Annotated in this window: 11 protein-coding genes; all 11 read right to left on the reverse strand. The window is 41.7% G+C overall.

Annotated features, from left to right (window positions below; translation table 11 throughout):
• Window positions 1–241: 241 nt before the first annotated feature.
• Complete coding sequence (speD, locus tag N8M93_RS15200; RefSeq protein ID WP_261133209.1) at window positions 242–622, reverse strand: adenosylmethionine decarboxylase; 381 nt, start codon at window positions 620–622, stop codon at window positions 242–244.
• Between the two features lie 626 nt (window positions 623–1,248).
• The gene (locus tag N8M93_RS15205) at window positions 1,249–2,289 is read right to left on the reverse strand and encodes a glyceraldehyde-3-phosphate dehydrogenase (protein WP_261133210.1); all 1,041 of its coding nucleotides are present in this window, start codon (window positions 2,287–2,289) and stop codon (window positions 1,249–1,251) included.
• 187 nt (window positions 2,290–2,476) lie between these two features.
• Window positions 2,477–3,067 (reverse strand): dephospho-CoA kinase, encoded by a 591-nt coding sequence (coaE, locus tag N8M93_RS15210; protein WP_314728292.1) that lies wholly within the window; start codon window positions 3,065–3,067, stop codon window positions 2,477–2,479.
• 10 nt (window positions 3,068–3,077) lie between these two features.
• Entirely contained in the window at window positions 3,078–3,731 is a 654-nt protein-coding gene (gene ytaF, locus N8M93_RS15215; protein ID WP_396125615.1) for a sporulation membrane protein YtaF, read from the reverse strand.
• Window positions 3,732–3,811: 80 nt separating this feature from the next.
• A complete protein-coding gene (gene mutM / locus N8M93_RS15220; RefSeq protein WP_261133213.1) occupies window positions 3,812–4,636 on the reverse strand; it encodes a DNA-formamidopyrimidine glycosylase in 825 nt (274 codons plus the stop codon).
• Window positions 4,637–4,708: 72 nt separating this feature from the next.
• Window positions 4,709–7,345, reverse strand: a complete 2,637-nt coding sequence (gene polA / locus N8M93_RS15225) for a DNA polymerase I (protein ID WP_261133214.1) — start codon at window positions 7,343–7,345, stop codon at window positions 4,709–4,711.
• A gap of 563 nt (window positions 7,346–7,908) precedes the next feature.
• Complete coding sequence (gene pnpS, locus N8M93_RS15230; RefSeq protein ID WP_261133216.1) at window positions 7,909–9,630, reverse strand: two-component system histidine kinase PnpS; 1,722 nt, start codon at window positions 9,628–9,630, stop codon at window positions 7,909–7,911.
• Window positions 9,631–10,338, reverse strand: a complete 708-nt coding sequence (locus tag N8M93_RS15235; protein WP_261133217.1) for a response regulator transcription factor — start codon at window positions 10,336–10,338, stop codon at window positions 9,631–9,633.
• A 115-nt stretch (window positions 10,339–10,453) separates the two neighbouring features.
• Window positions 10,454–10,930, reverse strand: a complete 477-nt coding sequence (locus N8M93_RS15240; RefSeq protein ID WP_261133219.1) for a MaoC/PaaZ C-terminal domain-containing protein — start codon at window positions 10,928–10,930, stop codon at window positions 10,454–10,456.
• Between the two features lie 209 nt (window positions 10,931–11,139).
• Complete coding sequence (gene mdh / locus N8M93_RS15245; RefSeq protein ID WP_261133221.1) at window positions 11,140–12,078, reverse strand: malate dehydrogenase; 939 nt, start codon at window positions 12,076–12,078, stop codon at window positions 11,140–11,142.
• A gap of 12 nt (window positions 12,079–12,090) precedes the next feature.
• Window positions 12,091–13,368, reverse strand: a complete 1,278-nt coding sequence (gene icd / locus N8M93_RS15250; protein ID WP_261133324.1) for an NADP-dependent isocitrate dehydrogenase — start codon at window positions 13,366–13,368, stop codon at window positions 12,091–12,093.
• Between the last annotated feature and the right edge of the window lie 82 nt (window positions 13,369–13,450).

A 13,450-nucleotide genomic window follows, 5' to 3' on the forward strand; every position in this document is an offset into this window, starting at 1 on the left:
TCATATTTAGTCGAATTGTAATATTATCCTTAACTATAATGATAGTGGAAAGGTCATCCCATGACAAGAAGTTTTCATATGATCAAATGTGACCTTGGATTATTCACCATTAAAAAAATAGCAAAGCCAAACCTTTGACGTAGACCGAGTTTTAGTTGCGTTCATATTGAAAAAAGGATTTATGCTTTCTTAAAATGTAAAAAAGGTGTGCATCTGCACACCTTGATAGTCATTGTCAATATTAATATGCTGAGACCTTTTTCTGGCCGACTTTAACTGGACCCATACCTCTTGGAAGTTCTACATTTTCTTTAGATGAAGCTCCAAGTGCTTCTGCGATATAATCTGCAGCGACGTTAGGATCAAGATCACCACACGTATAAACATCAATACTTGCATAACCATGCTCTGGAAAACTGTGAATTGTTAGATGTGATTCAGATATGATCACAACTCCACTTACTCCATGAGGTGCGAATTTGTGAAAGGCTACTTCTCTCACCTCTGCACCAGATTTCAGTGCAGCTTCTACAAATAGTTGTTCAATATAAGGCATATTGTTCAACTTCTCTGCATCACAACCCCATAATTCAGCAATCACATGACGTCCCATTGTATCCATTTGCATAGTCCCCCTTCAATAATAATCATGCCTTCAAAAGCATGCGGAAATGGAGGTTTACCACGGGGGAAAGTTAGTCCAAAGAGGTCCTAACCCTTTAAGTAGTATCCAGTTCCTAAATTGCTTATAACTTGAAGTTCACGATGAACAGTATACTGCTTTTCTCTATTTTTTGCAAGAGAATTTTTTCTCCCAGTCTGATTACTGATTTCAGCACCTATACATACTCCTTCAAACCTGTACAAAAAAGGATTGGCTTGATTTTTTCCTGAATGCTAGATCTTCTCATTTACGCACCATCGCACCATAAGTGCCCACTTCTAATTGCGGACAACTGCATGGCTGAAATAAAAATCCGTGATCCATGGTGAACGTGAAGCCAACACATCCTGTGCAAGTGAGGAGGCTTACGGATGTGGGGAATGCAGGTAAGTAATGTCCAGCTCAGCGACCAGTCACTTGTGTATCACTTCAAACATCCTGCAGCGGTATAGCCTCCTCTTCAGTTTTCCTGGTCGTTTGCCCGTGGAGTGGGAGTGAATTTCACTTATACCTAAAACAATCTTAATAATGAAATTAAAAAAAGGATTGGCCATTAGAAGCCAATCCCCTATTTCACATGTTATTTACGCAGTTCCTGACAATCGCTTGTCAGTTAAGGCATCAAGTGTTTCTCCGACTTTTTCTGCAAGATCTACAACTCGGCAAGAATATCCCCACTCATTGTCATACCACGCAAGAACTTTCACTTTACGGTCTTCGATGACCATTGTGGACATCCCATCAATGATTGAAGAATTTTCATTTCCATTGAAATCAATCGATACAAGTGGATCTTTCGTATATCCTAAAATTCCACTTAACTTTCCTTTCGATGCCGTTTCGAGTGCTGCATTGACTTTTTCAACTGTTACATCACGCTTTACATCGACAACAAGATCGACGAGGGATACGTTCGGTGTCGGAACTCGCAGTGCCATACCGTGAAGCTTTCCTTCCAATTGAGGCATGACTTTTGCAATCGCTTTAGCTGCGCCAGTGGAAGTCGGGATGATCGATTGTCCACAAGCACGCGCACGTCTCAAGTCCTTATGGGGGTTATCGATATTTTTCTGATCATTTGTATATGCATGGACAGTCGTCATTACACCATTTTCAATTCCAAATTGCTCATCAAGAACTTTAACGACCGGTGCAAGACAGTTTGTCGTACAAGAAGCATTCGATAAAACATGGTGCTCTTCCGGAATGTAAGCGTCATCATTTACACCCATGACAATCGTCAAGTCTTCATCTTTACCAGGAGCTGTTATGATGACTTTCTTTGCTCCCGCTTCTAAATGATACCCAGCAGTTTCCTTGGATTTGAACTTTCCAGTCGCTTCAATAACGATATCAACGTTCAGTTGAGCCCAAGGCAATTGCTTCGGATCTCTGTTGCTTAATAATTTGATTTCTTTTCCATCTACAATCAAAGAATTTTCCTTAGCTTCAACCTCAAGGTCGTAAGTACCATGAATGCTATCGTACTTGATAAGGTGAGCCAGTGTCTCAGAAGGATAACTTGCATTTATCGCTACAACATCTAATTGTTGGTTTTTCATCGCTTTACGGAATACCATTCGTCCAATTCGACCAAATCCATTAATGGCTACTCTAGCTTTCATGTTGAATCCCTCCACTATCTATAAAGTGCTATACTTTTTTCTGAAAATCTAAAATTAGTATAACATATTATATGTAAAAGGGAACACTAAATTTATTAATAATAGAAAAAACAGGCCTATGCCCGGCCTCTAAAGTTCAAAATTTCGACATATACTTGAAGAATAGCGAATGAGAATCCTACTTCCCTTAGAGTATATCCCATTTAGTAAATATATGTATCAATTGCTGACGGCTCTCTTCAAACGTCCCATTATTATCAATGACATCGTCTGCCCATTTTTTCTTATCGTCCAATGGGATTTGTGAACGGATGCGTGATAAGGACTCTTCAGCGGACGAATGATCCCGGTCCATCAATCTTCTTAATTGGGTTTCCTTATCCACATACACTAGCAATGTACGATCAACCATATGAGTCAGTTTGCTTTCAAACAGCAATGGGATATCCATGACGACATCTTCATGCTCTTCCAAAAGCTCTTCCCTGTGTCCAATCATCCGTTTACGTACAGCTGGATGCACAATGCTGTTCAGCTTCAAACGTTTCTCTTCATCATTGAAAATGATTGAACCTAATTTTTTCCGGTGCAAATTACCGTCTTTTTCAAGAATTTCTGTACCAAAAAATTCAACGATTTGCTTGTATGCTGGCTCGCCCGGCAGCACAACTTCCCGGGCGATCTTATCAGCATCTATGACAGGAATATTCATCTCCTGGATCATTTCAGAAATGGTACTTTTCCCACTTGCGATTCCACCTGTCAAACCAACAATCAATTCTAACACCTCACAGTTTGAAAATACCTAACACGATCAGCATGAGTCCAGGAAAAAAGCTGATTAACCGCATTTTCGGTAACGCAGATAGCACTCTTCCAAGCTTCATACCAGTGACAAGGAACAACACGCTCATCGTTGATACAAAAACAGCCGTCATCAAATGCGGAAATCCGAGTAAGGAAGCACCTAGACCAGCAGCAAAAGAATCCAGGGACAGTGCCAATCCAAGCAATAATGCTTCAAGGCCTGCAATTGTTCCGGAACGGTCGATATCTGCAGCTGCAGGTGTCCGGAGGATTTGAATGACGATCCCTAACGAACGGATTTCCATGTTCCAAATGTATTCTGATTCATTCTTTTTAAACGCTTCTTCCTCTGGTTCAGCACTACTTTTGAAAAATTGCCATAACACATACATGCCTAAACCGATGAGCAAGATTCCACCCAACTTGCCTGCAAAAGCAGGAGAAACGAATGTACTGATGATCGTTCCAACATTCATTGCGGCAAGTAACATCAGAGCAGAACAGAGTGCAATCAGAATGATAGAGAAATACGTAATTTTCATGCGTCGTACACCGTATGTTACACCAACACCGAAGCTGTCCATACTTACAGCTATCGTCAGAGTCAATAGGGCTATCCATCCTGTCACTTCCATACATCCTCCTTGCTTCAGCGCTAGGATAGTATATGGAAGGTGCCCATCCGATGTACGGCATTTTCATGAAATTACCCCAATTACTTTTGGCAGCTCGGGCAAATATGTGTGCCTCTTCCGCCTACCACAATCCGAATGATTTCTGTTCCACAGTTCAAACAAGGTTCTCCTTTCCGGGCATAAACCGATAACCTTTGCTGGAACATCCCCATATCCCCCTGGGAATTGACATAGGATCGGATCGTGCTGCCTCCTTGCTCGACCGCTTCCATCAACGTTTCGACAATTGCTTGATGCAACTTTTCCACTCGCTTTTTCGATAAGGATCTGGCTTCTGCTTCAGGGCTGATTCCAACCTTGAAGAGCGCTTCATCTACATAGATGTTTCCAAGACCGACCAATATAGTCTGATCTAATAATACGGGTTTGATTTTCCGGGTCGTTTTCTGGAGCTTATTCCAGAGTTCAATTGGTTCGAAGGTGGGATCGAAAGGTTCAGGACCTAATTGAGATAATGGTAAATGATCCTCTTCCTCTCCAAGCGGATAAACATGCATGGTCCCAAACTTACGGACATCACGGTACCGAAGTTCTGATTCGTCCGTGAATGAAAAGATCACATGCGTATGCTTATCTGCTTCTTCCTCATTTTCTACATAAACATAACGACCTTCCATCCTCAAATGAGAAACCAGAACAACATCGTCGAGGATTATTTTCAAGAATTTCCCTCTTCTCCCTATTGAACGGATCGTCTGACCCACCAACAAGGATTTGAATTCGACTAAATCATCTGGATGTTTGATGATTTTTGCCCACGTTACAGTGATATCTTCTATTGTTTTTCCTAGTACGAGATTTTCCAATGTTCGTCGAACGGTTTCTACTTCTGGTAATTCAGGCATTTCTGATCTCCCTACCTAAAAATCATAATGGTACCCGGCTTTGCATTCAGAAGACCGGGTACCTGGATGATATTATTTTGCGTCGTACCATGTATTTCCGTATGAGTAATCTACTTTCAATGGAACATCCAATTGAACAGCATGCTCCATGACATCCGGTACGATCTTTTCAAGCTTTTCGATTTCGTCTTTTGGTGCTTCAAAAATCAATTCATCGTGAACTTGCAAAAGCATTCTGGTTTTAAGCTTTTCTCTTTTCAGGCGTTTCGCCATCTCTACCATCGCCTTCTTGATGATATCGGCAGCTGATCCTTGTATTGGTGTATTCATTGCTGTTCGTTCAGCAAAACTCCTCAAATTGAAGTTACGGCTTGTGATCTCAGGGAGATATCTCCTGCGATTCAACATCGTCGTTACATATCCATCTTGTTTGGCTTGTTGTTTGATATCATCCATATATTGTTTGACACCTGGGAAACTTTCCAGGTAACGTTCGATGAATTGTCCCGCTTCCTTACGTGTTATGTCAAGGCTTTGTGACAGTCCATAATCACTGATACCATAGACGATTCCGAAGTTGACCGCTTTCGCTTGTCTCCGCATATCAGCAGTCACTTCATCTTTTCCAACATGGAAGACATCCATTGCTGTTTTCGTATGGATATCCAGCTCATTATTAAATGCATCTATCAATTTATCATCCTGTGCGATATGGGCAAGAACACGTAGTTCAATTTGGGAGTAGTCCGCAGCGAAAACAACCCAATCTTTTTCCGATGGTATGAAAGCCTGGCGGATTTTTCTGCCTGCTTCCAGACGAATCGGAATGTTTTGCAGGTTCGGATCGATCGAACTCAATCGTCCGGTCTGCGCGAGTGCTTGATTGAAACGGGTATGGATTTTCTCCGTATCACGATTCACCACTTTCAACAACCCATCTACATATGTGGACTTAAGCTTACCAAGCTGACGGTAGTAAAGGATTTCTTCGACGATTTCGTGCTTATCCTTCAGTTTTTCCAGAACATCAGCTGACGTTGAATAACCTGTCTTCGTCTTCTTGATGACCGGTAGCTGCATTTTTTCAAATAGGATTTCACCAAGCTGTTTCGGTGAATTGATATTGAATTCCGTTCCTGCCAATTCGAAAATTTTCCCTTCTATCTTTTCCAATTGGTCGTTCAGCTCAACCCCCATCTCTTCCAATCGGTTCACATCGACCTGGACGCCTTGCTGTTCCATCTCGCCGAGCACTATGGAGAGAGGCATTTCTAAATCGTAAAAGAGCTGATCTTGTTCATTTTTCTTAAGACTTTCTTTGAGATGAGGAACAACTTCACGGAGCATATTCGCTTTACGTACAATATGTTCACTTAAAGCCTCTTGGTCTGGAACTTTTTGCTTTGCACCTTTACCGTAGACGGTTTCATTGCTTGATACCCCCTTAAAACCAAGCCTGTTTGAAATCGAGGCGATATCATGAGAAGAGTCGGATGGGTTCAATAGGTAAGATGCAATTAGAGCATCGAATTTGATACCTTTTAAACGGATGCCTTTCCAAGCAAGTGATACAATAGCTTGCTTTGCATCAGCTGCATACTTTTCTACTTTTTCATCCTCAAGCCACTCGATCAGACAGTCTGATTTCAATGCTACATCTGTCGGAATGAAGTACTTCCCTTCATCACTGACAATTCCGATACCTAAAATATCAGAATTGTGATAGTTTTCGGCTAAGCACTCGATGACGATTGCAGCATCTTGGCCGAAGTCGGTTTCCTTAACCTCTTCTAAAATTTCGTAGTTGATTTCTTCAGTCGGCTTATCCGCTTCTTCAGCAGCACCGCTGTCCACTCTGTCTAATAGTGAGTTGAATCCAAGCTCCTTAAAGAGTTTGATGACTTTTTCAGAGATTTCATTTTCGTACTCACAACCGTCGAGTTTGATTTCAATCGGTGCTTCCACTTCAATCGTTGCAAGTTTTTTACTCATTTCAGCTTGTTCTTTATTATCTTCAAGTTTTTCCTTCAGTTTTTTCCCTGAAATTTGATCGATTGAGTCGAGCACTTTCTCAATCGTTCCAAATTCCTTCAAGAGCTTGATTGCTGTCTTTTCACCGACACCTGGCACCCCTGGGATGTTGTCCGAACTGTCTCCCATAAGTCCTTTCATGTCAATGATTTGATCAGGTGTCAATCCGTAACGTTCCTCAACGAGCTTCAAGTCGTATGTATCCACATCTGAAATGCCCTTTTTAGTGAGTGCGACATGCACATGATCGTCAACCAATTGAAGCAAATCCTTGTCTCCGGTGATGACTTTGACATCCCATTCCTTCGACTCTGCCTGCTTCGATAAAGTACCGATGATATCATCCGCCTCGTACTGCTCCAGTTCATATCGTTTGATACCGAAAGCATCCAGCAATTCACGGATCAATGGCAATTGTTCAGATAGTTCTGGTGGTGTCTTTTGCCGGCCACCTTTATATTCATCAAAGGTTTTGTGACGGAATGTCGTCTTCCCTGCATCAAATGCAACAAGCATATGACTTGGCGTTTCCTCTTCCAGCACTTTTAATAACATTGTTGTGAAGCCGTACACTGCATTCGTGTATACACCTTTATCATTGTTTAAAAGGGGCAATGCAAAGAATGCACGGTATGCAATACTATTCCCATCTACTAAAACGAGTTTCTTTTTGCTCATTCGATTTCCTCCTCGTTCAACACTAGCTACATTTTATCATGTTTGGATTTAGAAGGGAAAAAGGGAGGGTGTATAGTTTTTAAAATGACTCAATAGCAACCATCTTTTAGAAAAGGGCCTATTGAGGGTTCATTGTGCAACTTTGGAGTGAAGTCGTGCAATATTTAAGAGGCTGGTACGAAACGATAACTACCAACAGAAAAGACGAACAATAAAGTTTTATAGATAAAAGACGAAAAGCGCAGGCAACATCCGTAGACTCCTGCGGGAACAACACGAGTCGAAGACCCGGGAAGAAAGCGGTCTGTGATTTCTGAGGAGGCTGTGGCCGTGCCCGGGGAAAGCGAAGGATGTTGATGAAGCGGTACCTTCATTTATTGCTCACTCGAGTTTTCTAAGTGAAAAAATTCATTTGTCCCACCACCTTTAAACGCAAAAAAAGACGAGAGCCGTAGGAGTGCTCTCGCCAACAATAAGGGGATCCTTTGAAAAGGATTTTCGAGTTCAGTTTAGCAATGGATTGTGAAGTGCCAATATCGTAGGTGTTAATATTGTGTAAATGTTCAGTCTTGTCTTACTTTGAAAAAAGCTAGTGTAAACGTCGTTCCAACCTCTCTTTGGCTCGTCACCTTGACTGATCCTTTATGGGCTTCGACTAAATGCTTGACGATTGCTAGTCCAAGGCCAGTACCTCCTGAATTTCGGCTTCGGGCTTTATCTACTCTGTAGAATCGTTCGAACACACGCGGAATTTCATCTTCTGTAATTCCAATTCCAGTATCCTTTACTTCTAGGTGTATCCTGTCGTCGACCTCTTTTCCTTTAATCCATACGCTTCCGCCATTAGGCGTGTAAGATAATGCATTATTCAGCAAATTGATCATGATTTGTTTCATACGAGCAGAGTCACCTTCTATTTTAAGGTCTCCCTCAATCTCAACGAATACCTTGATATCTTTTTGTTCTGCTCGTGGTTCGAGTAATGTGACCACATCATTCACAATGGTTTCCAGGTTGATCCTTTGCCAGTTCAATTGAAAATTGGATTGTTCCATTTTCGTAAATTCGAGCAAGTCTTGAATCAAATTTTGCAGCCGATCGCTTTCCTTCCATATGATCGTTAAAAATTTCTCCCTAAGCTCTTTGCTTTCCATTGCTCCATCCAATAAGGTCTCCGCAAAACCTTTTAATGAGGTAACAGGTGTACGCAATTCATGCGAAACATTGGCTACGAAATCTTTTCGCATCTGCTCCAGGTTTTTAAGTTCTGTGATGTCATGAAAAACAAGGACAATTCCTTTTATTTTGTCTTTTTGACCCAAAATCGGTACACATGTTAAATGAAAATGTTTCCGGTCGATGCCGATTGATAACGTGACTTGTTTCTTCACAATTGTTTCGGTTAGAAATGTTTCATCAACCAGCTCGATAACATCCTCGTTCGGCATAACTTCATGGTACAGTGCTTCTTTCCAGTTCTCTGAATCAATTTCAAAGAGAGTTCTATAGGCACGGTTCATCAAGTTGATATAGCCTTTCGAATCGATCAGCAACAATCCGCTATCCATGTTTTCAATCACTGTTGACATCCGTTCTTGCTCTGCCTCTCTCAACTCGGTGATCTGTTCGAGATTCCGAGCCAGTATATTAAGGGAGTGGTTCAGTTGACCCGTCTCTTTCAACTGGTATTCATGTGTCCTGGCTTTGAAATTACCGCGGGCGAGTTCTTTTGCAACACGCATAGCATCATCAACGGGTTTTACCAGCTTTCCAGTCAATCGAAAGGTAACTGCAATCAATAATGCGTAACTTAAAAGGATAGTAAGTAAGACAGGAATCCAGTAGCGGCGCACTTCATTGGTCAGTGTTTTCTCTTCAGCAGATATGACGAGATAATCGGAAGTTGATTGTTCAGGTGAAAGTGTCATGACAAAATCAACTCTTCCATCACGCTCGATTTTTTCCACGTTTTCAGATGGTGTGAACTTTTCCTGTTCAGTAAACGGCGGTTTTTCAAATGTTGTCGCCGCAATCTCTCCCCCTTGTGTAATATACGAAACTTCCCCATCTGTACTGCCTTCATACTGATTCAACGTCTGCTGAAGGTCAGTGTTTCCAAGTTCGATCGCCTTTGAAACAAATTGGAGCTGTTTGGCATACGAATCAAATTGCTCGCGCTCCATGGCACCGATTGAAAGATTAGCAATAGCGAAACTTAACAACAGGAATATGCCGCTTGCAAATATGATGAAAGAATTTAAAATCCTGCCGCGAAAGTTAACCATTTACTGAGGTCCATCCAATTTATATCCTAGTCCTCGGATGGTTTTGATATAAATCGGTTTTCTGGTATTCTGTTCAATTTTTTCACGAAGATGACTGATGTGGACATCGACGATCCTTGTATCACCGACAAAATCATAATCCCAGATCGCATTGAGCAATTGCTCACGTGAAAGGACTCGTCCTCGGTTTTTGATAAGATAGACGAGTAGTTCGAATTCTTTTGGGGTAAGTTCAAGCAGTTCACCCTCGAAAAATGCTTCATAATTGTCTGGGTAGACTTTCAAATCCCCTACCTTCATGGATTCCAGATCGTCAGGTTGAGATGTTTGAGATGTAACATATTGGCTTCTTCTCAATATCGCTTTGACACGCGCCACAACCTCTCGAGGACTGAATGGTTTTGTCAGGTAGTCATCCGCTCCAAGTTCTAAACCTAATACCTTATCGAACTCATCGTCTTTAGCGGTCAGCATGAGTATCGGGATCAGAAGCTGCGATTGACGTAGATTTTTACATACGTCCAAACCATCCATCTCTGGAAGCATCAGGTCCAATACAATCAAGTCGGGTTGTTCTTCACGGGCAAGTTCCAGCCCGGTGACACCATCCATTGCGGTGATCACTTCAAAACCTGCTTGTTCCAAATTGAATTGCAATAATGTATTGATAGACTCTTCGTCTTCGATTACTAGGATTTTTTCTCTCATCTTAACGCCACCTCATCATATGGACATGATTTTGATTTTATTTTTACACATCAAAGCGAAAAAAAAAACAAAAAAGACGAAAACGTCTCTTTTGTTACCGAATTTTTACACTGGCTTAAAAATTATCAAATGTCCGTGAGGTGATCGAACGTGGTGCATATGGTGGACAAACTTCCAGTTCACCATCGATGACCAGTGTCTCAGACTCGTCATAACCCTTGATTATCATAGTCACAACATGCTTTTCCGTATCGACATTTGTGATTTCAAATTTAAGTATGATCGTTGCGTAGTGATAGACAGGCTTCGGAAAGGAAATCGTTTGTTTTAATATAGAACTTCCCGGGCCAGGCAAATATTTACTGACAGCAGAAGTGATAAAACCAGTCAGCATGATTTGCGGGACCACCGGTTTGTTGAAAGGGGTCAATGATGCATAATCATGTTGGATATATAATGGATTGTTATCATCTGTCAATCCAAGATATAACAGAAGATCTTTATCCTCGATCGTCTCAGTGATCTCTAGTTTTTCCCCCACATTTATCTCATCGATTTTTCTGCCGAGCTTTCGTTTTTTCCCTAGTAACATGTCAGTTCCCTCCTCGTGAAGTAAGCGTTTACACCATTTGCGAAAAAGAAATGCCAGATGAATAGAAACATTCTGACATTATGGTGTAAAAGAAAATTGGCTGATTATATTTGTTGATAAATTACTCAACAACAAAAATTAACTAAGCCTAGTGTAAAGAAAGAATTCGAGAAAAGTTCCCGAATTCCTCCTTCTACATTGTTCCATTATTAAGTTAAAACATTCATGACATTTCGGACGGAGTCGGCTGATTTGTCCAATTGAGCTTTTTCATCATCTGTCAATTCAAGCTCAATGATTTCCTCAAGACCTTTTCCTCCAAGGACAGTCGGTACACCTAAGCAAATTCCTTCGTAGCCATATTCGCCTTCAAGATAAGCGATTGCTGGAAGGACACGGCGTTGATCTTTAAGGATCGCTTCCACCATTTCAACAAGGGAAGCAGCTGGTGCATAGTACGCACTGCCATTTCCTAATAGCTGTACGATTTCACCGCCACCTTTACGAGTCCTTTCTACGATTGAATCCAGGCGATCTTTGCTGATCAATTTATCTAAAGGAATTCCTCCGGCGTTTGAGTAACGGATCAATGGCACCATATCATCACCATGGCCGCCAAGCACAAATCCACGGATATCCTTGACTGAAAGGTTCAGTTCTTCTGCAACGAACGTACAGAATCGTGCCGTATCAAGGATACCAGACTGACCGATTACGCGGTGTTTAGGGAAACCAGATTCTTTAAGTACTGTGTAAGTCATTGCATCTACCGGGTTCGTCAAAACGAGGATTGTGCATTCTGGAGAGTATTTCACAATTTCCTGTGTCACACTCTTCATGATCTTCGCATTTGTATTGACGAGATCGTCACGGCTCATACCTGGCTTTCGTGCGATACCAGCAGTGATGACGACGATGTCAGAACCTGCTGTGTCTTCATAGTTTGCCGTACCAGTAATTTTCGAATCAAATCCTTGGACAGGACTTGATTCAAGCATATCCAGCGCTTTCCCTTTAGTTGGGTTTTCCATGTCTGGAATATCTACAAGGACAACATCTCCAAGTTCTTTTTGACCTGCGATGAATGCGGTAGTGGCTCCAGTGAAGCCACCGCCGATTACAGAAATTTTATTACGTCTGTTTCCCATGTATACCACTCCTTATGCCATATTTTTGATCAGTTCGTTACCGAATTCTGAACATTTAACTTCAGTGGCACCGTCCATAAGACGTGCGAAGTCATATGTCACGACCTTGCTTGCAATCGTCTTTTCCATAGACTTCATGACCAATTCAGCTGCTTCGGTCCAGCCGATGTGTTCTAACAACAATACCCCTGAAAGAATGACTGAAGATGGGTTGACTTTATCCAAACCTGCATATTTCGGAGCAGTTCCATGAGTTGCTTCAAAGATAGCATGTCCAGTTTCATAGTTGATGTTCGCTCCTGGAGCGATTCCGATTCCACCTACTTGCGCAGCAAGTGCATCTGAAACATAGTCACCATTCAAGTTCATTGTTGCGACAACATCGAACTCTGCTGGACGTGTAAGGATTTGTTGAAGGAAGATATCAGCGATTGCATCCTTGATGATGATCTTGCCAGCAGCTTCAGCGTCAGCTTGTGCTTTATTTGCAGCATCCTTACCATCCGCTTCGACGATACGGTCGTACTCAGCCCAAGTGAATACCTTATCTCCGAATTCTTCTTCAGCAACTTCATAACCCCAGTTTTTGAAAGCACCTTCTGTAAACTTCATGATGTTTCCTTTATGAACAAGTGTAACGCTCTTACGTCCTTCATTCAGTGCATATTCGATTGCAGCACGTACAAGGCGTTTTGTTCCTTCCTCTGAAACAGGCTTGATGCCGATACCAGAAGTCTCAGGAAAACGGATTTTATTTGCACCCATTTCTTCTTGCAAGAACTTGATGACTTTTTTGACTTCATCAGAACCTTTTGCAAATTCGATACCCGCATAGATGTCCTCAGTGTTCTCACGGAAAATGACCATATCAGTATCTTCCGGCTTTTTTAGAGGAGATGGAACGCCTGTGAAGTAGCGGACTGGACGTAGGCAAGTGAACAAGTCCAATTCTTGACGCAATGCTACGTTCAATGACCGGATACCACCACCAATAGGAGTCGTCAATGGTCCTTTGATCGCGAGTATGTATTCACGAATCACATCCAGCGTTTCAGCTGGGAGCCATTCACCAGTTTGATCATAAGCTTTCTGGCCAGCTAGGACTTCTTTCCATACAATCCCTTTTTCTCCGTTATATGCTTTTTCAACAGCAGCTTCCAATACCTTAGATGCTGCAGCCCAAATGTCTGGTCCAATTCCGTCACCTTCGATATAAGGGATGACCGGGTTGTTCGGTACGTTCAGTACCCCGTTATCAACTTTAATTTTTTCTCCATTTGACAAGTTAATTACCTCCTGATCGTAAAATCTTATTTTCGTTGTTTATCGTAACAGATTTTTTATCAAATGACTCATAAAAAGCGTCTGATGA

Source organism: Bacillus sp. Marseille-Q3570, from assembly GCF_946151055.1.
Classification (GTDB): domain Bacteria; phylum Bacillota; class Bacilli; order Bacillales; family Fictibacillaceae; genus Pseudalkalibacillus.

Bases quoted from the DNA above. Each gene is read 5' to 3' on its own strand.
- N8M93_RS15205 (WP_261133210.1), bottom strand. From the start codon at position 2,289: ATGAAAGCTAGAGTAGCCATTAATGGATTTGGTCGAATTGGACGAATG.
- N8M93_RS15235 (WP_261133217.1), bottom strand. From the start codon at position 10,338: ATGAGAGAAAAAATCCTAGTAATCGAAGACGAAGAGTCTATCAATACA.
- mutM (WP_261133213.1), bottom strand. From the start codon at position 4,636: ATGCCTGAATTACCAGAAGTAGAAACCGTTCGACGAACATTGGAAAAT.
- ytaF (WP_396125615.1), bottom strand. From the start codon at position 3,731: ATGGAAGTGACAGGATGGATAGCCCTATTGACTCTGACGATAGCTGTA.
- speD (WP_261133209.1), bottom strand. From the start codon at position 622: ATGGATACAATGGGACGTCATGTGATTGCTGAATTATGGGGTTGTGAT.
- pnpS (WP_261133216.1), bottom strand. From the start codon at position 9,630: ATGGTTAACTTTCGCGGCAGGATTTTAAATTCTTTCATCATATTTGCA.
- polA (WP_261133214.1), bottom strand. From the start codon at position 7,345: ATGAGCAAAAAGAAACTCGTTTTAGTAGATGGGAATAGTATTGCATAC.
- N8M93_RS15240 (WP_261133219.1), bottom strand. From the start codon at position 10,930: ATGTTACTAGGGAAAAAACGAAAGCTCGGCAGAAAAATCGATGAGATA.
- mdh (WP_261133221.1), bottom strand. From the start codon at position 12,078: ATGGGAAACAGACGTAATAAAATTTCTGTAATCGGCGGTGGCTTCACT.